Annotated in this window: 20 protein-coding genes and 1 tRNA gene; 19 read left to right on the plus strand and 2 right to left on the minus strand. The window is 54.4% G+C overall.

Features of this window, described 5'->3' with window-relative positions; genetic code table 11:
- Positions 1 to 77 precede the first annotated feature (77 nt).
- A tRNA-Gln gene (locus tag HMPREF3178_RS16140) sits at positions 78 to 152 on the plus strand.
- 109 nt (positions 153 to 261) lie between these two features.
- Here the strand turns inward: HMPREF3178_RS16140 and ubiF are convergent.
- Positions 262 to 1,437 carry a 3-demethoxyubiquinol 3-hydroxylase gene (gene ubiF, locus HMPREF3178_RS16145; protein ID WP_017146348.1) on the minus strand — a complete coding sequence of 392 codons (1,176 nt, stop codon included), beginning with the start codon at positions 1,435 to 1,437 and terminating at the stop codon, positions 262 to 264.
- A gap of 208 nt (positions 1,438 to 1,645) precedes the next feature.
- Between ubiF and miaB the strand changes: the two genes are divergently transcribed.
- The 11 genes from miaB to HMPREF3178_RS16200 all read left to right on the plus strand — a co-directional run bounded on the left by miaB (position 1,646) and on the right by HMPREF3178_RS16200 (position 14,653).
- The gene (miaB, locus tag HMPREF3178_RS16150) at positions 1,646 to 3,070 is read left to right on the plus strand and encodes a tRNA (N6-isopentenyl adenosine(37)-C2)-methylthiotransferase MiaB (protein WP_004111391.1); all 1,425 of its coding nucleotides are present in this window, start codon (positions 1,646 to 1,648) and stop codon (positions 3,068 to 3,070) included.
- Positions 3,071 to 3,213: 143 nt separating this feature from the next.
- Positions 3,214 to 4,260, plus strand: coding sequence for a PhoH family protein (locus HMPREF3178_RS16155; RefSeq protein WP_004100205.1), 1,047 nt, complete (start codon positions 3,214 to 3,216; stop codon positions 4,258 to 4,260).
- Positions 4,257 to 4,724, plus strand: a complete 468-nt coding sequence (ybeY, locus tag HMPREF3178_RS16160) for an rRNA maturation RNase YbeY (RefSeq protein WP_004100202.1) — start codon at positions 4,257 to 4,259, stop codon at positions 4,722 to 4,724. The genes HMPREF3178_RS16155 and ybeY overlap by 4 nt, the downstream gene beginning before the upstream one ends.
- Before the next feature lie 98 nt (positions 4,725 to 4,822).
- The gene (gene corC / locus HMPREF3178_RS16165) at positions 4,823 to 5,701 is read left to right on the plus strand and encodes a CNNM family magnesium/cobalt transport protein CorC (RefSeq protein WP_017146349.1); all 879 of its coding nucleotides are present in this window, start codon (positions 4,823 to 4,825) and stop codon (positions 5,699 to 5,701) included.
- A 22-nt stretch (positions 5,702 to 5,723) separates the two neighbouring features.
- Positions 5,724 to 7,262, plus strand: coding sequence for an apolipoprotein N-acyltransferase (lnt, locus tag HMPREF3178_RS16170; protein ID WP_017146350.1), 1,539 nt, complete (start codon positions 5,724 to 5,726; stop codon positions 7,260 to 7,262).
- A gap of 366 nt (positions 7,263 to 7,628) precedes the next feature.
- Positions 7,629 to 8,540, plus strand: coding sequence for an amino acid ABC transporter substrate-binding protein (locus tag HMPREF3178_RS16175; RefSeq protein WP_004100196.1), 912 nt, complete (start codon positions 7,629 to 7,631; stop codon positions 8,538 to 8,540).
- Positions 8,541 to 8,703: 163 nt separating this feature from the next.
- A complete protein-coding gene (locus tag HMPREF3178_RS16180) occupies positions 8,704 to 9,444 on the plus strand; it encodes an amino acid ABC transporter permease (protein ID WP_004111387.1) in 741 nt (246 codons plus the stop codon).
- Positions 9,444 to 10,118 (plus strand): glutamate/aspartate ABC transporter permease GltK, encoded by a 675-nt coding sequence (gltK, locus tag HMPREF3178_RS16185; protein WP_004100190.1) that lies wholly within the window; start codon positions 9,444 to 9,446, stop codon positions 10,116 to 10,118. The genes HMPREF3178_RS16180 and gltK overlap by 1 nt, the downstream gene beginning before the upstream one ends.
- Positions 10,118 to 10,843, plus strand: a complete 726-nt coding sequence (locus tag HMPREF3178_RS16190; RefSeq protein ID WP_017146351.1) for an amino acid ABC transporter ATP-binding protein — start codon at positions 10,118 to 10,120, stop codon at positions 10,841 to 10,843. The genes gltK and HMPREF3178_RS16190 overlap by 1 nt, the downstream gene beginning before the upstream one ends.
- A 297-nt stretch (positions 10,844 to 11,140) precedes the next feature.
- Positions 11,141 to 12,811 (plus strand): ShlB/FhaC/HecB family hemolysin secretion/activation protein, encoded by a 1,671-nt coding sequence (locus HMPREF3178_RS16195; RefSeq protein WP_017146352.1) that lies wholly within the window; start codon positions 11,141 to 11,143, stop codon positions 12,809 to 12,811.
- Positions 12,812 to 12,874: 63 nt separating this feature from the next.
- A complete protein-coding gene (locus HMPREF3178_RS16200) occupies positions 12,875 to 14,653 on the plus strand; it encodes a filamentous hemagglutinin N-terminal domain-containing protein (protein WP_017146353.1) in 1,779 nt (592 codons plus the stop codon).
- Between the two features lie 354 nt (positions 14,654 to 15,007).
- Here the strand turns inward: HMPREF3178_RS16200 and HMPREF3178_RS16205 are convergent, their stop codons facing one another.
- On the minus strand, positions 15,008 to 15,490 hold the full coding sequence (locus tag HMPREF3178_RS16205; RefSeq protein ID WP_017146354.1) for a zinc ribbon-containing protein: 483 nt from the start codon (positions 15,488 to 15,490) through the stop codon (positions 15,008 to 15,010).
- A gap of 226 nt (positions 15,491 to 15,716) precedes the next feature.
- On the opposite strand from HMPREF3178_RS16205, the gene leuS reads away from it, so the two are divergent.
- The 7 genes from leuS to rlmH all read left to right on the plus strand — a co-directional run bounded on the left by leuS (position 15,717) and on the right by rlmH (position 22,256).
- Positions 15,717 to 18,299 (plus strand): leucine--tRNA ligase, encoded by a 2,583-nt coding sequence (gene leuS / locus HMPREF3178_RS16210; protein WP_017146355.1) that lies wholly within the window; start codon positions 15,717 to 15,719, stop codon positions 18,297 to 18,299.
- A 14-nt stretch (positions 18,300 to 18,313) separates the two neighbouring features.
- Positions 18,314 to 18,895: an LPS assembly lipoprotein LptE gene (gene lptE / locus HMPREF3178_RS16215; protein ID WP_004100169.1), complete on the plus strand. Its 582-nt coding sequence runs from the start codon at positions 18,314 to 18,316 to the stop codon at positions 18,893 to 18,895.
- Positions 18,895 to 19,926, plus strand: a complete 1,032-nt coding sequence (holA, locus tag HMPREF3178_RS16220) for a DNA polymerase III subunit delta (protein WP_017146356.1) — start codon at positions 18,895 to 18,897, stop codon at positions 19,924 to 19,926. Before lptE ends, holA begins: the two co-directional genes overlap by 1 nt.
- Positions 19,919 to 20,569 (plus strand): nicotinate-nucleotide adenylyltransferase, encoded by a 651-nt coding sequence (gene nadD, locus HMPREF3178_RS16225; protein ID WP_004111375.1) that lies wholly within the window; start codon positions 19,919 to 19,921, stop codon positions 20,567 to 20,569. Before holA ends, nadD begins: the two co-directional genes overlap by 8 nt.
- Before the next feature lie 46 nt (positions 20,570 to 20,615).
- On the plus strand, positions 20,616 to 21,245 hold the full coding sequence (locus HMPREF3178_RS16230) for an adenosylcobalamin/alpha-ribazole phosphatase (protein WP_017146357.1): 630 nt from the start codon (positions 20,616 to 20,618) through the stop codon (positions 21,243 to 21,245).
- A gap of 222 nt (positions 21,246 to 21,467) precedes the next feature.
- A complete protein-coding gene (rsfS, locus tag HMPREF3178_RS16235) occupies positions 21,468 to 21,785 on the plus strand; it encodes a ribosome silencing factor (RefSeq protein WP_004100162.1) in 318 nt (105 codons plus the stop codon).
- Between the two features lie 3 nt (positions 21,786 to 21,788).
- On the plus strand, positions 21,789 to 22,256 hold the full coding sequence (rlmH, locus tag HMPREF3178_RS16240; RefSeq protein ID WP_004100160.1) for a 23S rRNA (pseudouridine(1915)-N(3))-methyltransferase RlmH: 468 nt from the start codon (positions 21,789 to 21,791) through the stop codon (positions 22,254 to 22,256).
- Positions 22,257 to 22,263: the final 7 nt, after the last annotated feature.

Consider the following 22,263-nt stretch of genomic DNA (forward strand, 5'->3'; position numbering starts at 1 on the left):
GGGTCACAGGTTCGAATCCCGTCGTAGCCACCATATCAAGGAATTATTGATTCAGTTCGATAAATCCAGAAAGAAATTGGGGTATCGCCAAGCGGTAAGGCACCGGATTCTGATTCCGGCATTCCGAGGTTCGAATCCTCGTACCCCAGCCAATAAATAGCAAAAAGCTCGCTTCGGCGAGCTTTTTGCGTTCTGGTATTTCGGCGATACCGGCGGAACTTCCCGACCCGGCCGCATCTACGGCAGCCGGGCCGCTTAACGTTACAACCCCAACGCGTATTTCAACGCCTGACGCTTCAGTCCGCCAGCGCGCTCGGCCGCCATCAGCCCAATATTTCTCAGTATCCGCACCGGTGGCAAATCGTTGCTAAATCCGGCGTAAAACAGATCCATCCCCGACTGCATAATAAAGTTGTCCGCCTGACGGCGCGTCTGGTAGCGCTTGAGCACCGGTAGGCTGGCCCACTCTTCGCCGTGGGCTTTTGCCCTGGCCAGGACATCCAGCAGCGCATCGACATCGCGATAGCCCAGATTGACCCCCTGCCCCGCCAGCGGATGAATGGTGTGCGCAGCATCGCCCACCAGCGCCAGCCCAGGTTTGACATACTGCAATGCATGGCGACGGGTCAACGGAAACGCGCCCGCGCTTAGCGGCGTCATCTCTCCCAGCCGCGCCGGGAAGTGGTGATTAATTTCCTGCTGTAGCTGAGCCATGCTCATGCCCTGCAGCTGGCGAATCCTCGCCGGCGTGTCGTACCACACCAGCGAAGCCCAATGATCGAACAGCGGTAAAAACGCCCGTGGCCCCGCAGGGGTAAACTGCTGCCAGGTACTATCGCCGGGATCCTCCGCGCACTGCACGCTGATCAACATACAGGATTGTTGGTACTGCCAGGCATGGATACCGATTCCTGCTAGCTGCCGCACCTGTGAACTGGCGCCGTCCGCGCCCACCAACAGCCGCGCATCAAGCTGGCTGCCATCGGTCAGCGTGACCGAAGCGTGCGTCTCTGCGCGACGCATCTCCTGAAGCGATGTGCCCACCCGCAGGGTGATGTTCTCGTGGGTCTCCAGCGCCTGCCATAGGGCACGCTGCAGGACGTTATTCTCTACCATATAGCCCAGTTCCGGCAGCTTCAGCTCCGCGGCGTTAAACACCACATGCGCGCTTTCCCACTCCCAGGTCTCGAGCTGGCGATAGGCATGGGCGCGCATGGACCGCACGCTATCCCAGACCCCCAGGCCTCTCAGCAGCCCTACCGATGAGGCGCCGATCGCCGAAATACGCACGTCAGGCGTGGAAGAAGCGTCAAAAGCCGGCGGCGCGTTTTTTTCAATGACCGTCACCGTAAAGCCCTGCTGCGCCAGGCCTAGCGCCAGGGCGCCGCCGACCATCCCGCCGCCAACGATAACGACATCTGTTGCATGAATTGTCATGGCTATTATCCTTAAACCCGAATCTCCTCAGTTTACCGGATTTTTATTCGGCTTGCGGTGATTACGGTCGTACTGGTCAGGGCGCGGTCAAAGCATTACAATACGCGCCCTGCAATCCTGGCTTTATATCCGTCACCCTTCACATTGCAGAGCAACATCCGGTGAAGACGCTGACTTTGGGTATACCTAATTAAGCATGAGCAAGTCGATGACAAAAAAACTCCATATTAAAACCTGGGGCTGTCAGATGAACGAATACGATTCATCAAAGATGGCCGATCTGCTGGATGCCACCCACGGGTATCAACTCACCGAAGTGGCGGAAGAAGCGGATGTGCTGCTGCTCAATACCTGCTCAATCCGTGAGAAGGCTCAGGAAAAAGTTTTCCATCAGCTAGGACGCTGGAAGCTGTTAAAAGAGAAGAACCCCAACCTGATCATTGGCGTTGGCGGCTGCGTGGCTTCTCAGGAAGGCGATCATATTCGCCAGCGCGCCCACTATGTCGATATTATTTTTGGGCCGCAGACCCTGCACCGTCTGCCGGAAATGATCAACTCGGTACGAGGCAACCGCAGCCCGGTCGTCGATATCAGCTTCCCGGAAATCGAAAAGTTCGACCGCCTGCCGGAACCGCGCGCCGAAGGCCCAAGCGCCTTTGTTTCCATCATGGAAGGCTGCAATAAGTACTGCACCTACTGCGTGGTGCCTTACACCCGCGGTGAGGAAGTGAGCCGCCCAAGCGACGATATCCTGTTTGAAATCGCCCAGCTTGCGGCTCAGGGCGTACGTGAAGTCAACCTGCTCGGGCAGAACGTGAACGCCTGGCGCGGGGAAAACTACGACGGCACCACCGGTAGCTTTGCCGATCTCCTGCGTCTGGTTGCGGCGATCGACGGTATCGACCGGATCCGCTTTACCACCAGCCACCCCATCGAGTTCACCGACGATATCATCGAGGTTTACCGCGATACGCCGGAGCTGGTCAGCTTCCTGCACCTGCCGGTACAGAGCGGTTCCGACCGCGTGCTGAACCTGATGGGCAGAACCCACACGGCGCTGGAATATAAAGCGATTATCCGTAAACTGCGCGCGGCGCGTCCGGATATTCAGATCAGCTCCGACTTCATCGTCGGCTTCCCTGGCGAAACCACCCAGGATTTCGAGCAGACCATGAAGCTGATTGCCGATGTGAATTTCGACATGAGCTACAGCTTCATCTTCTCCGCGCGTCCGGGAACGCCGGCGGCCGATATGGTCGACGATGTACCGGAAGAGGATAAGAAGCAGCGTCTGTATATTCTGCAGGAGCGCATCAACCAGCAGGCGATGGCCTGGAGCCGCCGTATGCTCGGCACCGTGCAGCGCATTCTGGTGGAAGGCACCTCACGCAAGAGCATCATGGAGCTGTCTGGCCGCACCGAGAATAACCGCGTGGTGAACTTCGAAGGCTCGCCTGAGATGATCGGTAAGTTTGTTGATGTCGAGATCACCGACGTCTGGACAAACTCCCTGCGCGGTAAAGTGGTGCGCACCGAGGACGAAATGGGTCTGCGTATCGCGGAAACCCCGGAGTCGGTGATTGCCCGTACCCGTAAAGAAAACGATTTGGGCGTCGGCATCTACCAGCCATAATCCGTTCAGGCCTGCCGCTCCGGCAGGCCTTGTATTTCCTCTCCTGAACCCAATATCTACAGCGATGCTTGCGCCATATTCCGATGACGTGAATAATTTCCTGACCGGCTACCCTCCGGCTATCAATGTATAAGAGGAACAGTTTGAATACAGACACTCGCGAAATCACCCTTGAGCCCGCGGACAACGCCCGTCTGCTGAGCCTGTGCGGCCCGTTTGATGACAACATTAAACAGCTGGAACGCCGTCTCGGCATCGAGATTAACCGTCGTGACAACCACTTTAAACTGACCGGCCGGCCGATTTGCGTCACCGCAGCGGCGGATATCCTGCGCAGTCTGTACGTTGATACCGCACCGATGCGCGGCGAAATTCAGGATATTGAACCGGAACAAATTCATCTGGCGATCAAAGAAGCCCGCGTGCTGGAGCAGAGCGCCGAAAGCGTGCCGGATTACGGCAAGGCCGTGAATATCAAAACCAAGCGTGGCGTGATTAAGCCGCGTACGCCGAATCAGGCGCAGTACATCGCCAATATTCTTGACCATGATATTACCTTCGGCGTCGGCCCTGCCGGGACCGGGAAAACCTACCTGGCGGTCGCCGCAGCGGTAGACGCGCTGGAGCGCCAGGAGATCCGCCGTATTCTTCTGACCCGTCCGGCGGTTGAGGCCGGCGAAAAACTGGGCTTCCTGCCCGGCGATCTGAGCCAGAAAGTGGACCCGTACCTGCGGCCGCTGTACGACGCGCTGTTTGAGATGCTCGGCTTCGAGAAAGTTGAAAAGCTGATTGAGCGCAACGTGATTGAAGTCGCGCCGCTGGCCTATATGCGCGGCCGTACGCTGAACGATGCGTTCATCATTCTTGATGAAAGCCAGAACACCACCATCGAACAGATGAAAATGTTCCTGACTCGTATCGGCTTTAACTCTAAGGCGGTCATTACCGGCGACGTCACACAGATTGACCTGCCGCGCAGCACCAAATCGGGCCTGCGCCACGCAATTGAAGTGCTGGCAGAAGTCGATGAGATTAGCTTCAACTTCTTCCATAGCGAAGACGTGGTGCGCCATCCGGTGGTTGCCCGTATCGTTAACGCCTATGAAGCCTGGGAAGAAGCAGACCAGAAACGTAAAGCAGAGCTGGCCGCCGAGCGCAAACGCGAAGCCCAGGAACAGGAGCATAAATGAGTCAGGTCATTCTCGATTTACAGCTGGCTTGCGAAGATAACAGCGGAATGCCGGATGAAGCCTTGTTTCAGCGCTGGGTCGATAGCGTTATTCCGCAGTTCCAGGAGGAGTCGGAACTCACGATTCGGCTGGTTGATGAAGCGGAAAGCCACGAGCTGAACCTGACCTATCGTGGGAAAGATAAACCGACTAACGTGCTCTCTTTCCCCTTCGAAGCGCCGCCCGGCATCGAAATGCCGCTGCTTGGCGATCTGGTCATCTGTCGTCAGGTGGTCGAGCAGGAAGCGCAAGAGCAAGGTAAACCGCTGGAGGCGCACTGGGCGCATATGGTCGTCCACGGTAGCCTGCATCTTTTGGGCTATGACCATATTATTGATGAAGAAGCGGAAGAGATGGAATCCCTCGAAACGGAGATAATGCTTGCTCTGGGCTATGAGGATCCGTACATTGCCGAGAAGGAATAACCTGTTGCCGGCTTTGCCGGCGACTGGCCGCTATGCCGGGCGCTGAGTATACGCGTGACGAGCGACTATTTAACCAACATGAGAACCCATACGACGCCATGAGCGACGACAATTCACACAGTAGCGACACAGTAAACAGCAAAAAGGGATTCTTCTCCCTGTTACTCAGCCAGCTTTTTCACGGGGAACCGAAAAACCGTGATGAACTGCTGGCGCTGATCCGTGATTCCGGGCAAAACGACCTTATCGACGAAGATACGCGCGATATGCTCGAAGGGGTAATGGATATCGCCGACCAGCGCGTCCGCGACATCATGATCCCCCGCTCGCAGATGATTACCCTGAAACGCAACCAGACGCTGGACGAGTGCCTCGATGTGATCATCGAATCCGCCCACTCGCGTTTCCCGGTGATCAGCGAAGACAAAGATCACATCGAAGGGATTCTGATGGCCAAAGATCTGCTGCCGTTTATGCGCAGCGATGCTGAAGCCTTCAGCATGGAAAAAGTGTTGCGCCCGGCGGTTGTCGTGCCCGAAAGCAAGCGGGTTGACCGCATGCTGAAGGAGTTCCGCTCCCAGCGTTATCATATGGCTATCGTTATCGATGAGTTTGGCGGCGTCTCGGGTCTGGTGACCATTGAAGATATCCTTGAGCTGATCGTCGGTGAGATAGAAGACGAATATGACGAAGAAGAAGATATCGATTTCCGTCAGTTGAGCCGCCATACGTGGACGGTACGCGCGCTGGCCTCAATCGAAGACTTCAACGAAGCCTTCAGCACCCACTTCAGCGATGAAGAGGTTGATACCATCGGTGGTCTGGTGATGCAGGCCTTTGGTCATCTGCCTGCCCGCGGCGAGTCTATCGACATTGATGGTTACCAATTCAAGGTCGCAATGGCCGACAGTCGACGTATTATTCAGGTACACGTAAAGCTTCCTGATGATGCCCCGCAGCCGAAGCTGGAAGACTAATCCAACGGGACGATTAACCTAAATGGTATTTGCCTCTCTCATTGAACGCCAGCGCGTACGCCTGCTGCTGGCGCTTTTATTCGGAGCCAGCGGAACGCTGGCTTTTTCACCTTATGACATCTGGCCGGCGGCGATTATTTCATTAATCGGCCTGCAGGGCTTAACCCTCAACCGCCGTCCTGTGCAAAGCGCCGCGATCGGCTATTTCTGGGGCTTAGGGCTGTTCGGCTCCGGTATTAACTGGGTCTACGTGAGTATCGCGCAGTTCGGCGGTATGCCCGGGCCGGTCAACGTTTTCCTGGTCGTTCTGCTTGCCGCCTATCTCTCTCTGTACACCGGATTATTTGCCGGTATTCTTTCGCGCCTGTGGCCAAAAACCAGCTGGGTACGCGTTGCCATCGCCGCCCCGGTGATATGGCAGGTTACCGAGTTTCTGCGCGGCTGGGTGCTGACCGGCTTTCCGTGGTTACAGTTTGGCTACAGCCAGATCGACGGTCCGTTCAAAGGGCTGGCGCCCGTTATGGGCGTCGAGGCGATTAACTTCCTGCTGATGATCGTCAGCGGTTTGCTGATACTGGCTATCGTGCAGCGCAGCTGGAAGCCGCTGGTCGCTGCCGTCGTGCTGTTCGCCCTGCCCTTCCCGCTGCGCTATATTCAGTGGTATCAGCTGCTGCCGGAGCGCGCGACCACGGTTTCGCTGGTACAGGGAGATATCCCCCAGGCGATGAAATGGGACCAGGATCAGCTACTCAATACCCTGAAAACCTATCTGGATCTCACCCAGCCGCATATGGGCAAATCGCAGCTGATCGTCTGGCCGGAGTCGGCGATACCGGATCTGGAAATTAATCAGCAGCGCTTCCTCAGTATGATGGATGACCTGATGCGGTCGAAAAACAGCTCGCTGATTACCGGCATCGTCGACGCGCGCCTGAACGCGCGTAATCGCTACGATACTTACAACACCATTATTACGCTGGGCAAAGATAACCCGTACAGCTACGACTCAAAGAATCGCTACAACAAGAACCATCTGGTGCCGTTTGGCGAGTTTGTGCCGCTGGAATCGATTCTGCGTCCGCTGGCGCCATTCTTTGATCTGCCAATGTCCTCTTTCAGCCGCGGTCCGTACGTACAGCCGCAGCTGGTGGCGCATAACATGCGACTGACGGCGGCTATCTGCTACGAGATCATCCTTGGCGAGCAGGTGCGGGATAACTTCCGCCCGGACACGGATTTTCTGCTAACCATCTCTAACGACGCGTGGTTCGGCAAATCTATCGGCCCGTGGCAGCATTTCCAGATGGCGCGTATGCGCGCGCTGGAGCTGGCCCGTCCGCTACTGCGTAGCACCAATAACGGCATAACCGCGGTCATCGGCCCGCGCGGTGAAATTCAGGCAATGATCCCGCAGTTCACCCGCGCCGTGTTAACCAGCAAAGTGACCCCAACGACAGGACTGACGCCGTACGCTCGTACGGGAAACTGGCCGCTGTGGGCGTTAACCATCCTGTTCGGTTTTGGCGCCCTGCTGATGAGTCTGCGCCAGCGCCGTCAATAATTCCTCCTTTCTCTTCTACCGCGGCGGCTTTCGTCGCCGCGATCATCTCTTCCTTTCGTTGCATATTGGCACGGCCATTGCTTAATAAATTCCTGTAGCAACGCGATCCTGAGGGGTACAACCCGGTTGCACCACCACAGATCATCAGGCAGCGCTATTTTGGTGCAATGGGGGATTTTTGCCTTTAAATGGTGCGGTGCGCCTCGCAAAAACCAACAATATAGCAGCAAAATCTTTACATTAAGCCAAACTAAATGCTAACAAACACATACAAATGCTGCACGCAAAGACGGCAGCCATAAAAAGCACACACATTCACAATGGGTATCAATAGCGTTTAACGACGCTGAGGATAAGGAGTCGGATATGCAATTACGTAAACTGGCCGCAGCGATGCTGGTCATGGGACTGACCGCCGGCGCGGCGCAGGCAGAAGACGCAGCAGCAACCACCGGCCAGAGCACTCTGGATAAAATTGCCAAAAACGGCGTCATCGTCGTTGGTCACCGTGAATCATCCGTTCCATTTTCTTACTATGACAACAAGCAGCAGGTCGTAGGCTACTCCCAGGACTACTCAAATGCGATCGTTGATGCCATCAAGAAAAAGCTGAACAAACCGGATCTGCAGGTGAAGCTGATCCCGGTTACGTCTCAAAACCGTATCCCGCTGCTGCAAAACGGTACCTATGATTTCGAATGCGGTTCCACCACCAACAACCTTGAACGTCAGAAACAGGCGGCCTTCTCCGACACCATTTTCGTTGTCGGTACCCGTCTGCTGGTGAAAAAAGGCGGCGCGATTAAGGACTTTCCGGACCTGAAGGATAAAGCCGTCGTCGTCACCTCCGGAACTACCTCCGAAATTCTGCTGCATAAGCTGAATGACGAGAAAAAAATGAACATGCGCATTATCAGTGCTAAAGATCACGGCGACTCTTTCCGTACCCTGGAAAGCGGACGCGCGGTGGCCTTTATGATGGATGACGCGCTGCTGGCGGGCGAACGGGCGAAGGCGAAGAAGCCGGATAATTGGGAGATCGTCGGCACGGCGCAATCTCAGGAAGCTTACGGCTGTATGCTGCGTAAAGACGATCCGCAGTTCAAAACGCTGGTTGATGAGACGGTAGCCCAGGCGCAGACCTCCGGTGAAGCCGAAAAATGGTTCGACAAGTGGTTTAAAAATCCTATTCCGCCAAAAAACCTGAATATGAATTTTGAACTTTCTGACGAAATGAAAGCGCTGTTCAAATCACCTAACGACAAAGCTCTTAACTAATTAAAAAAACAAGGGGCAGGAACTCCTGCCCTCCCGATTGTTGCTACGGCGCGGACAGACTATACGGCGGCTGGTCGTTCCCCAGCGGCCGCGAATACCGAAACAGGCTGAGCAACAATCTTCGAGGGTAGCGCTGCTACCCTTTTTTTTCCAGGAGTCATGTATGTCAATAGACTGGAACTGGGGGATATTCCTGCAACAGGCCCCGTTCGGCAATACTACCTATTTAGGCTGGCTATGGAGTGGTTTTCAGGTCACCGTTACGCTGTCGGTCACGGCCTGGATTATCGCCTTCTTCGTAGGCTCGCTATTCGGTATTCTCCGTACCGTCCCTAATCGTCTACTCTCGACTATCGGTACCTGTTACGTTGAGCTGTTCCGTAACGTTCCGCTTATCGTGCAGTTTTTCACCTGGTATCTGGTGGTGCCTGAACTGCTGCCGGAAAATATCGGCATGTGGTTTAAGTCCGAGCTGGACCCTAATATTCAGTTTTTCGTTTCTTCGATGCTGTGTCTGGGATTATTTACCGCCGCTCGCGTCTGCGAACAGGTTCGTTCCGGCATCCAGTCCCTGCCGCGCGGCCAGAAAAATGCCGGGCTGGCGATGGGGCTGACGCTCCCGCAAACCTATCGTTACGTGCTGCTGCCCAACGCCTATCGCGTTATCGTGCCGCCAATGACCTCTGAAATGATGAACCTGGTGAAAAACTCGGCCATCGCTTCCACCATTGGACTTGCCGATATGGCCGCGCAGGCGGGTAAGCTGCTGGACTACTCGGCCCATGCCTGGGAATCGTTTACCGCCATCACCCTCGCCTACGTCTTTATCAACGCCGTCATCATGCTGATCATGTACGTGGTCGAACGTAAGGTCCGCCTGCCGGGCAATATGGGGGGTAAATAATGTACGATTTTGACTGGAGTTCTATTATCCCTTCCATGCCATACCTGCTGGCTGGACTGGTCATCACGTTAAAAATCACCGTGACCGCGATTGTTATCGGGATTGTCTGGGGGACGATTCTGGCCGTGATGCGCCTGTCGAGTTTCCTGCCGCTGGCGTGGTTTGCCAAAACTTACGTTAACGTCTTCCGTTCTATTCCGCTGGTAATGGTACTGCTGTGGTTTTATCTGATTGTCCCGGGCTTCCTGCAGAACGTGCTTGGCCTGTCGCCGAAAACCGATATCCGGCTGATTTCGGCGATGATCGCCTTTTCCATGTTTGAAGCGGCTTACTACTCGGAAATCATTCGTGCCGGTATTCAGAGTATCTCCCGCGGCCAGTCCAGCGCTGCGCTGGCGCTGGGCATGACCCACTGGCAATCTATGAAGCTGGTGATCCTGCCGCAGGCGTTTCGCGCCATGGTACCGCTGCTGCTGACTCAGGGCATCGTCCTGTTCCAGGATACCTCGCTGGTTTATGTCCTGAGCCTGGCCGACTTTTTCCGCACCGCCTCGACGATTGGCGAACGTGACGGAACCCAGGTGGAGATGGTGCTGTTCGCAGGCGCCGTATATTTTGTTATTAGCCTCAGCGCATCGCTGTTGGTCAGCTGGTTGAAGAAAAGGACTGTGTAATGATTACCCTGAAAAATGTTTCAAAATGGTATGGTCACTTTCAGGTGCTGACCGATTGCTCCACGGAAGTGAAAAAAGGCGAAGTGGTGGTGGTCTGCGGGCCTTCGGGTTCGGGTAAATCAACGCTGATTAAAACCGTCAACGGCCTGGAGCCCATCCAGCAAGGTCAAATCATCGTCGACGGCACCACCGTCAACGATAAAAAGACCAATCTCGCCAAACTGCGCTCGCGGGTCGGGATGGTATTCCAGCATTTCGAGCTGTTCCCGCACTTATCGATTATTGATAACCTCACCCTGGCGCAGGTTAAGGTGCTCAATCGCGATAAAGCAGCTTCTCGAGCAAAAGGGCTAAAGCTGCTGGAACGCGTGGGGCTTTCCGCCCATGCTGAAAAATTCCCCGCTCAGCTCTCGGGCGGCCAACAGCAGCGCGTGGCCATCGCTCGCGCGCTGTGCATGGACCCCATCGCCATGCTGTTTGATGAACCCACTTCCGCGCTTGACCCTGAGATGATTAACGAAGTGCTGGACGTTATGGTTGAACTGGCGAATGAAGGGATGACCATGATGGTGGTTACCCATGAAATGGGCTTTGCTCGTAAGGTCGCCAACCGGGTCATCTTTATGGATGAAGGTAAAATAGTCGAAGACGCCGATAAAGACGCGTTTTTTGCTAACCCGCAATCAGAACGCGCCAAGGACTTCCTCGCCAAAATTCTGCACTAACTTCTGCGGCGCGCACGATATCACCGTGCGCGCCCGCAGCTCTTCCCCTTTCAATCACTTCATCTCAAGGCGTCAGCTTCACAACGTGAAGTAAATATTTCACAAAGAATTCAGGGGCCGGTGAATGGATAAACCGCCACGGCATCGTTAGCATACAGCCTCTCGTAATAATCCCCCCGGAGTATGAATTATTTAAAAATAATATTTCAATCGACTTGCTATACGTCGCTGGCTATTTCCGACCGCGCATAGCTATTAATAATAATCTCACTCAATGAAACAAACGGATATTGCTTCATGTGGACTAATACCAACAGCCTGGCCATTATTTTGTGTTTAAATCTGCTCACCTGTTTTACTGCCCGCGCGGGTATTGAGGCCGCAACGGTAAACCAGGTTGAACAGGATAAAGCCCGTGAAAGCGCATTAATGCCCCATCAGCAGCAATACCAATCCTCTCGTAGCCATGTAAAAACGCAAACTTTAATATTTCCCGAAGAAGCGACCTGCAGATATATCACGCAAGTTGATATTGCCTCCGAGGACAAAGCTAAAACCACCACCCTCCTCGGAAAGATCGCCTCCCAGGCGATTGGCCATTGTTTAGGTGTGGAAGGAATTCGTCTGCTGACGACCGCTTTGCAAAATGAGCTGATAACGCAAGGGTATATCACTTCCCTGATCGATGTTCCTTCCCAGTCATTAGAAGGCGGCATTCTGAAGATAACGCTTGTTTATGGCAAAACGGGGCATATTGCTTTTGCGCCGAATAGCGCCACAACGAACCTGTGGACCTCGATGCCCACGCATACCGGTAAGATCCTGCGCCTTAGCGATCTTGAACAAGGGATGGCTAACCTGCAACGCCAGCCTGGCGCCAGCGCCCATATGAAACTGCGGCCGGGGGAACATATCGGCGAGAGCGATATCGAAATCGCCCGCGTAACGGATAAACAGTGGCAGGTTGGCGCCTGGCTTGATGATGCCGGTAGCCGCGCCAGCGGGCGCTATCAGGGCGGCGGCGCGCTGTACCTGTACGATTTATCCTCATTGAACGATATTCTGTCCATCTCGGCAGGCGGCGACGTTGAATTCAACCAGCACAACGACGGCAACCATAACGGCAACCTTTACTACTCCGTACCTTTTGGTTACTGGTCATTGAGCATGTACGGCTCCTACAGCCAGTACCGCCAGCTGTTTAAAGGAAGATGGTCAAGCATCGACTATAAAAGTAAAAACCGTTATTACAGCGCGACCCTTAGCCGCCTGCTTTCACACACCCGACAGCAAAAAACGACCGCCGATCTGCGCATAGCGAAAAGCAGTTCACACTACTTTTTTGGCGGCGATGAGCTTTACGTCATGCGCAAACAGAATCCGGTCTGGGAATTTACCCTGCGCCACCAGCGCTATTTTAACAATAAAATTGTCGACGCCAGCGTGGGTATTCAGCGCAGCCTGCCGTGGCTCAGCTCCGTGCCTACGCCAGAGGAAAAAGCCGGTTTATACAGCCGCCATTCGCGCGTCGTGCATGCCGATATTCAGGCATTAATGCAGTTTGCCGCAACCGGCGATAAATTTAGCTGGATGCCGCGTTTCCATGCCCAGTTCAGCCCGGATATATTATCTTCGGACAACCAGTTTAATATCGGCAATCGCTGGACGATTCGCGGTTTTGACGGCGAAAATACGCTATCGGCCAATCAGGGCTGGTACTGGCGTAACGATTTTAGCTGGAATATGCCTACTGCCGACCGGCAGTTATATCTTGGACTCGATTTCGGCAGAATCATCGGCAACGAGCGCGCGCAGCAAGGGAAAAGCCTTTCTGGCGCAGTCGGCGGGATCCGTGGAGAAATAGTATCAACGCAATATGACTTTTTTATCGGCACGCCTATCAGTAAACCTGATGACTTTCATAGCGATGCCATGAATATGGGCTTTTCATTACAGTGGAGGTATTAGTTTTCATCCGCGCATTACTGCTATTTACTGATTCATCTTTTTATATTTAAAGGAATAAATTACATGTTTAAATTCAAGGTTTCCTATGTTGCGCTGGCGGCAGCGCTAAGCTCATCCGTTGTTTATGCCGACCCGTCAAGCTATACGCATAGGTCAGGGGCAAATGTTATTGATATTGAAGCGCCTAATGCCGCAGGCGTCTCGCATAACTTATATCGCGAATTCAACGTCGGCCCTAACGGCACTATTTTAAACAACAGCGCCAGCGACGTGAACCACAGCACTCACGGTAGTATCGCTAAGAATAATAATCTGACCAACGGCAGCGCTTCCGTTATTTTGAATGAAGTCACCTCCAATAAAATGAGTAACCTGCAGGGCTTTATCGAAGTTAACGGGCAAAAAGCCGATGTCGTGATCGCCAACCCCAACGGCATCACCTGCTCCGGGTGCAGTTTTATCAACACCAACAACGCAATACTTACCACAGGCCAGGTCAACCTGAGCGATACCGGCGCAATTGAGAGCTATACGGTCACGCAAGGGAAAATCACCATCGGTGATAAAGGTATGAACGCATCCACTAACTATGCCGCCCTGCTTGCGGATGCTATTGCGATTAACGGCACTGTGACCGCCGCCAATGCAGCCGTCGGCGCGGGCAATTTTACGTATAATAACCAGACCGGGGAAATGAACTCCCTGGGTAAAACAGCAACTGTTATGCAGATGATCTTTCCAGAATACAGCATTGATATCAGCAACCTGGGCGGTATCAAGGCCAATAGTATTAGCATGGTGGGTAATACCTTAGGTCTTGGCGTGCGTAATAAAGGCACTATTACCGCAAATGCCGCGCTCGCCATGACCAGCTATGGTTCTCTGGTTAATGAAGGTTCCATCAACACGAACGGCCTTATGGCTAAAATGGCATCTTTAGGCGATATGAAAAATACAGGTACAATTAATAGTACTGCTTACGTTACGCAGCTCAGTAGTGTGGGCACCCTGACCAATGAAGGCACAATTGCCAGTAGTAAACAGATTGCCATCAGCGCGACCGGCGATCTTGTTAACGCCGGCACGATGAAGGGAACGCAATTGTTATCCGTAGCCAGCGGGGGCAATCTCACCACCCGTAAGGGCTCAAATACCGTTTCCGATGGTCAGTTAGCGGTTTCCGCCAACAATATTGACAACGCGGGTTCAATGCGCGGCAATATAACCAACGTCGCATTCAGCGGCGATAAACTCAAAGTCACCGGTGAGCTCCGGGGTCATTCCACTCTGACCGTGCAATCTAAAAAGGATGACAAAGTCAATTCGGGGTTAATTTATAACACAGGAAGTATTTCCGGTAATGATGTAACGATTATCACTAACGGAAATTTGGATCAGGAGGGTAATATTATTGGTCAAAACTCGTTATCGATTAAAAGTAATGTTTTAGACAATGTTTATTATATTTATGGGAAGTCACTAAATATTGAAAGTAATTATGTTCGCAACAGAGCAACAATCGATGGCTATAGTAACACTATTAGCGCGGCCAACGGCATTCTTAATGAAGGGCAAATCTCTGCGAGCGGAGATTTGACTCTGAGGACGCTAAATCACGCTAATATCACCAACTACAACACCATCAAAGCCAATGGTTCTCTCACCATGACCACAGGGACTGTTAAAAATGGCGGCTACCGCTGCGGCTTTTTAAATCTGGCAACCTGCGGTAAAGGCTCTATTTCCGCTAACAAGCTGGTCCTTAACTCTTATCATAACTATGCCTCTGAAATGGGCGGGCAACAGCAGTATAAATATGCTGAAATAAATACTATTCGTTAAAAAATAAGCGATGCGCTGGTAACGGCGCATCGCCAATAATTAACCACAACAGGCCACGCCTTGCATCAGGCAAAGCCCATCCATCTTTAGCACGCGATCGCCATCATCACCTCGTGCATCGAGCATCTTATTGCAAACTAATTGGGTCAATAGAATATGCGGTGATACCTGCGATGGGCTGCACGATAATCCGTAGCTGAGTGAAAAAATGTGTAGCAAACCAGTTGAGATAAAAAAGATGCACGACGTATTCTTAAAACGGAAGCCAATATATAACTTATATTGGCTAAAAAACTTACAATTAATCATTTTTAATCGGGCCCGATGCAATAATTATCCACCAGACCCGATCGATCAGGGCTCGAACGGGCGACGCTGGAACTGATCGTGCCCGCATTTTGGACAACGCGGCAGCACGTCCGGCGTATAAACCGGCAGATGATAATGACACTTCTCACAAACCAGATTGCCGAGTCCAACCACTTCGCCGCTGTGATAAACGCCGTGGTGGCTGAGATCCTGGAAGACTTCGCGCCACTCAAGCTGGGTTTTGTCAGTGATATCCGCCAGCTCCTGCCACAGACTCTCCTTAATCACGCGCATAAAGACGCTATCGGTGAGCTCCTCCTGGCTCTCTTCATAGCTGAGCGCAAACTCTTCCAGATCGCGTCTGACGGCGCGAATGACGTTGTCGATTTCACTCTGCGTTAACTCGCCGGACTGGCTAATCCTTCCCCTGGCCTGCTCCACCAGCGCATCGATATCGCGTTCTCCATTGCGTAACCGCTCGCTGAGCGTCGACACCAGCTCTCGGTAAAACTGAGCTACCTTGTTCATCTTTTCGCCTCCGGTGTGGTTAACTTCTTCTAATGATAGACGTTATCTGCGCATAGCTCTGCCCGTCATGCCACAGAGTCGTGAAATATTCTCTGGCGCTTTCCTCGCGGTAAGTGTGTGAAAGGCTGTTTTGACGTTGGCGTTTGGGCTATGCTATGCCGATCTGAAATAACACATCCATTGGCTACATTTTGTAGCTGTATTGAAAACAGGACCACTGGCTGCCATGCAAGAGCAATACCGCCCGGAAGAGATAGAATCAAAAGTCCAGCAACACTGGGACGAGAAGCGTACCTTTGAAGTTACCGAAGACGAGAGTAAAGAGAAGTATTACTGCCTGTCGATGCTTCCCTATCCTTCTGGTCGACTACACATGGGCCACGTGCGCAACTACACCATTGGCGACGTGATTTCCCGTTACCAGCGCATGTTAGGCAAGAACGTGCTGCAGCCTATCGGCTGGGATGCGTTTGGCCTGCCTGCGGAAGGCGCGGCGGTGAAAAACAACACAGCTCCGGCACCGTGGACCTACGACAATATCGCCTACATGAAGAATCAGCTGAAAAAGCTGGGCTTTGGCTATGACTGGAGCCGCGAAGTGGCGACCTGCACCCCGGAATATTACCGCTGGGAGCAGAAGTTCTTCACCGAGCTGTATAAAAAAGGCCTGGTCTACAAAAAAACCTCCGCGGTGAACTGGTGCCCGAACGACCAGACCGTTCTGGCGAACGAGCAGGTTATCGACGGCTGCTGCTGGCGCTGCGATACCAAAGTTGAGCGTAAAGAGATCCCGCAGTGGTTTATTAAAATTACCGCCTACGCTGACGAGCTGCTGAACGATCTGGACAACCTGGATCACTGGCCGGATACCGTGAAGACCATGCAGCGTAACTGGATTGGCCGCTCCGAAGGCGTCGAAATCTCCTTCGATGTTAACGACTACGCCGACAAGCTGACCGTCTACACCACCCGCCCGGACACCTTTATGGGCTGTACCTATCTGGCCGTGGCGGCGGGTCACCCGCTGGCGCAGCAGGCAGCAGCCAATAACCCCGCGCTGGCGACGTTTATCGACGAATGCCGCAATACCAAAGTTGCCGAAGCCGAAATGGCAACTATGGAGAAAAAAGGCGTCGATACCGGTTATAAAGCGATTCATCCACTGACCGGTGAAGCGATCCCGGTCTGGGCGGCAAACTTTGTCCTGATGGAGTATGGCACCGGCGCGGTAATGGCCGTTCCGGGTCACGATCAGCGCGACTACGAGTTTGCCAGTAAATACGGTCTGGAGATCAAGCCGGTCATTCTGGCCGCCGACGGTTCCGAACCGGATCTCTCCGAACAGGCGCTGACCGAAAAAGGCGTGCTGTTCAACTCTGGCGAATTCGATGGTCTGGATCACGAAGCTGGCTTTAACGCCATCGCCGATAAGCTGGCTTCACTTGGCGTCGGCGAACGTAAAGTGAACTACCGCCTGCGCGACTGGGGCGTTTCCCGTCAGCGCTACTGGGGTGCGCCGATTCCAATGGTGACGCTGGAAGACGGTACCGTAATGCCGACTCCGGAAGATCAGCTGCCGGTAATTCTGCCGGAAGATGTGGTCATGGACGGCATCACCAGCCCCATTAAAGCCGATCCTGAGTGGGCGAAAACCACCGTAAACGGCCAGCCGGCGCTGCGTGAAACCGATACCTTTGATACCTTCATGGAATCCTCCTGGTACTACGCGCGCTATACCTGCCCGCAGTACGACCAGGGCATGCTGGACCCGGAAGCGGCGAACTACTGGCTGCCGGTGGATATTTATATCGGCGGTATCGAACACGCCATCATGCACCTGCTGTACTTCCGCTTCTTCCACAAGCTGATGCGCGACGCGGGCATGGTTAACTCTGACGAACCGGCAAAACAGCTGCTTTGCCAGGGCATGGTGCTGGCGGATGCCTTCTACTACGTTGGCGCGAACGGCGAGCGTAACTGGGTCTCTCCGGTTGATGCGATCGTTGAGCGCGATGAGAAAGGCCGCATTGCGAAGGCGAGAGATGCTGAAGGCCATGAGCTGGTCTATACCGGCATGAGCAAGATGTCCAAGTCGAAAAACAACGGCATCGACCCGCAGGTCATGGTTCAACGTTACGGCGCCGACACCGTGCGTCTGTTTATGATGTTCGCCTCGCCGGCTGACATGACGCTGGAGTGGCAGGAGTCCGGCGTGGAAGGGGCCAACCGCTTCCTGAAACGCGTCTGGAAACTGGTTTACGAGCATACCACACAGGGTGAAGTTGCCGCGCTGGACGTTGACAGCCTCAGCGAAGATCAAAAAGCGCTGCGCCGCGACGTACACAAAACGATCGCTAAAGTGACCGATGATATCGGCCGCCGTCAGACCTTCAATACCGCGATCGCGGCGATTATGGAGCTGATGAACAAGCTGGCGAAAGCGCCGCAGGAAAGCGAACAGGATCGCGCGCTGATGCGTGAGGCTCTGCTGGCGGTCGTTCGCATGCTCAACCCGTTCACCCCGCACGCGAGCTTTACCCTGTGGCAGGAGCTGGGCGGCGAAGGCGATATTGACAACACGCCGTGGCCGGTTGCGGACGAAAGCGCTATGGTTGAAGACACCACGCTGGTTGTCGTCCAGGTAAATGGTAAAGTTCGTGGTAAAATTACCGTTGCGGTAGATGCAACCGAAGAGCAGGTGCGCGAGCGTGCGGCTCAGGAGCATCTGGTCGCGAAATATCTCGACGGTGTGACCGTGCGTAAAGTGATCTACGTTCCGGGTAAACTGCTCAATCTGGTCGTTGGCTAAGCGCGGGAGGAAGCGTGCGATATCTGGCAACATTGTTGTTAACTCTGGCGGTGTTAATCACCGCCGGTTGTGGCTGGCACCTGCGTAGCACTACGCAGGTTCCGACCGCAATGAAAACCATGATCTTCCAGTCGGGCGATCCAAATGGTCCATTAAGTCGCGCTGTCCGTAATCAGCTGCGCCTGAACGGCGTCGAGCTGGTTGATGCCAGTACGCTGCGCAAGGATATCCCTTCCCTGCGTCTGGAGTCATCGTCCATTCAGAAAGACACGGCATCTATTTTCCAGGATGGCCGTACTGCTGAATATCAGATGGTGATGACGGTGAATGCCAGCGTCCTGATCCCTGGTCATGATATCTATCCCATCACGACCAAAGTCTACCGTTCGTTCTTCGATAACCCGCAGGCGGCGTTAGCGAAAGATGCCGAGCAGGACATGATCATTCAGGAAATGTACGACAAAGCAGCCGAACAGCTGATCCGTAAGCTGCCGAGCGTACACGTTGCGGATGTCGAAGCCACCAAAGAGGATGAGAAGCCGGTGAACGCCGCTTCCACCTCCGGCAATCGCGTCTCCACCACGCTGGGTAACTGATGATTCGGTTGTACCCGGAACAGCTCCGCGCGCAGCTCACTGAAGGGCTGCGCGCGGCCTATCTGCTGCTTGGCAACGACCCGCTGCTGTTGCAGGAAAGCCAGGACGCCATCCGCGAAGCCGCTGCCGCCCAGGGCTTTATCGAACACCATACCGCCAGCATTGATGCCAGCACCGACTGGTCTGCCCTTTTCTCCCTCAGTCAGGCGATGAGCCTGTTTGCCAGCCGCCAGACGCTGCTGCTGATCCTGCCGGAGAACGGCCCCAATGTGGCAATCAACGAACAGCTCGCCACGCTTGTCAGCATGCTGCATGACGATCTTCTGCTGATCGTGCGCGGCAATAAGCTGACGAAAGCCCAGGATAACGCCGCGTGGATCGCCGCTCTTGCCAGCCGTGCCGTTCAGGTTAGCTGTCAGACGCCGGAATATGCCCAGCTGCCGCGCTGGCTTGCCGCGCGCGCAAAGCAGCATCATCTGCAGCTTGATGACGCAGCCAGCCAGCTACTGTGCTACTGCTATGAAGGCAATCTGCTGGCGCTGGCGCAGGCTCTGGAGCGCCTGGCGCTACTGTGGCCGGACGGCAAACTGACCCTGCCGCGCGTTGAGCAGGCAGTCAACGACGCCGCGCATTTCACGCCTTATCATTGGGTTGATGCGCTGCTGGCGGGTAAAAGCAAACGCGTCCTGCACGTTTTGCAACAGCTGCGGCTGGAAGGCAGTGAACCGGCTATCCTGCTGCGCACCCTACAGCGTGAACTGCTGCTGCTGGTCAACCTGAAGCGGCAATCAGCCCATACGCCGCTGCGTACCCTGTTTGACAAGCATCGGGTGTGGCAAAACCGACGCCAGCTGGTCAGCGACGCGCTGGCCCGCCTGAGCGCCGACCAGCTGCGCCAGGCCGTCACGTTGTTGACCCGCGCCGAGCTCACCTTTAAGCAGGATTACGGGCACTCCGTCTGGTCCGAGCTGGAAAGTCTCTCTTTGTTGCTCTGCCATAAAGCGCTGGCAGACGTTTTTATTGATGGTTGATATGACTCAGTTACAGGCGATGTACGGCGGCACCTTCGATCCGGTGCATTACGGTCACCTCAAACCGGTGGAAATTCTGGCCAACCAAATCGGCCTCAATCGCGTCACCATTGTGCCTAACAACGTGCCGCCGCATCGCCCGCAGCCCGAAGCGACCAGCGACCAGCGACGGCATATGCTGGAACTGGCTATCGCCGATAAGCCGCTGTTTATCCTCGACGATCGTGAACTTAGGCGCGATACGCCGTCCTATTCTGCGCAGACCCTGCGCGAGTGGCGCCAGGAGCAGGGGCCGGGACGGCCGCTGGCGTTTATCATAGGCCAGGATTCGCTGCTGACTTTTACCTCCTGGCACGACTATGCCAGCATCCTTGATAACGTTCATTTGATCGTCTGCCGACGCCCCGGCTACCCGCTGACGATGGCGTGCGAGCAGGATCAGCAGTGGCTGGACAAGCATCTCACCCATGACGTCGAGCGGCTGCATAGCGCCCCGGCAGGCGTTATCTACCTGGCCGAAACGCCGTGGTTTGATATCTCAGCAACCCTTATTCGCCAGCGTCTGGAAGCAGGCGAGTCCTGCGCGGACATGATGCCGGAAAGCGTGCTTGAGTATATCCACCAGCAAAAGCTTTACTGCTAGCCTGGCAGCCAGGACGGTCTCAGAGACGCCTTTCGAGAGGGTCATCATGAAATTATGGTTAGTTCGGCATGGCGAAACCGAGGCCAACGTCGCAGGCCTCTACAGCGGGCATGCCCCCACTGCGTTAACGGAACGTGGAATCAGACAGGCCCAAACGCTCGGACAGCGTCTGCATGCCGTTCCGTTTGAGCGCGTGTTTTGTAGTGAGCTTGAGCGCACCCAGCGCACGGCCAGCCTGCTGCTGGGGGAACGGAGCATCCCCCGTCATACCTTCGCTGAGCTCAATGAAATGTTCTTCGGCGACTGGGAAATGCGCCACCATCGCGATTTGCAGCAGGAAGATGCTGAAAACTACGCCGCCTGGTGCGCCGACTGGCAGCATGCGGCGCCTACCAACGGAGAGGGCTTTCAGGCCTTTTCCGAGCGCGTTTGCCGCTTTACTGCCACCCTCTCTCAGTATCAGGAACTTAATCATCTGCTGATCGTCGGTCACCAGGGGGTTCTGAGCGTGTTAATCGCTCATCTTCTGCACATGCCGGCTTCGGCGATGTGGCACTTTCCCATCGAGCATGGCGCGTGGAGCCTGATCGATCTCCAGCCTGAATTCACCACGCTGCGGGTGCTAAATAGCCGGGCCGTTTGGCTGGCGGAAGAAGAATTGCGCGCAGACCATTGACAGTGCAAAGCAGGCTGCTATTCTCCGCAGCCAGGCTGTATCCGCTATTTGAACTTTGCAGAAATTGTTTTACAAAAATGGCGATGCAATCATCGGCGATGGATGGGATGATAGCCGCCTTCACCGCCCGTTTATCGACATTTATCCCGACTTTGCCAACAGTTCGGGTATACTGTCAGGCTGTTTATTGTTTTTCACTCTTCACACACCCAGGGGGAACTCTTGCAGGGTAAAGCACTCCAGGATTTTGTTATCGACAAAATTGATGACCTGAAAGGTCAGGACATCGTTGCCATTGACGTTCATGGCAAATCCAGCATTACAGATTGCATGGTCATCTGCACAGGCACTTCCACGCGCCATGTTATGTCCATCGCTGACCACGTCGTGCAGGAGTCTCGCGCCGCCGGGATGCTGCCGCTGGGCGTTGAAGGCGAAGCCGCCGCGGACTGGATCGTGGTCGATCTCGGCGACGTTATGGTTCACGTCATGCAGGAAGAGAGCCGTCGTCTGTACGAGCTGGAAAAACTCTGGAGTTAACGCGTGAAGCTGCACCTGGTAGCCGTTGGCACCAAAATGCCGGACTGGGTTCAGACCGGCTTTAGTGAATATCTGCGCCGTTTTCCAAAGGATATGCCGTTCGAACTGGTGGAAATCCCCGCCGGTAAACGCGGCAAAAACGCCGACATCAAACGCATTCTTGAAAAAGAGGGCGAAATGATGCTGGCGGCAGCAGGCAAAAACCGCATCGTCACCCTGGATATTCCGGGGAAACCGTGGGATACGCCGCAGCTGGCGCGCGAACTGGAACGCTGGAAACAGGATGGCCGCGACGTCAGCCTGCTTATCGGCGGTCCGGAAGGCCTTTCACCCGCCTGCAAAGCGGCGGCGGAACAAAGTTGGTCGCTCTCAACGCTCACCCTACCTCACCCGCTGGTTCGCGTACTGGTGGCCGAGAGTCTGTATCGGGCGTGGAGCATTACCACCAACCACCCTTACCACCGTGAGTAATGATGAC

It is taken from the genome of Klebsiella sp. HMSC09D12 (genome assembly GCF_001808475.1).
Lineage (GTDB): Bacteria > Pseudomonadota > Gammaproteobacteria > Enterobacterales > Enterobacteriaceae > Klebsiella > Klebsiella oxytoca.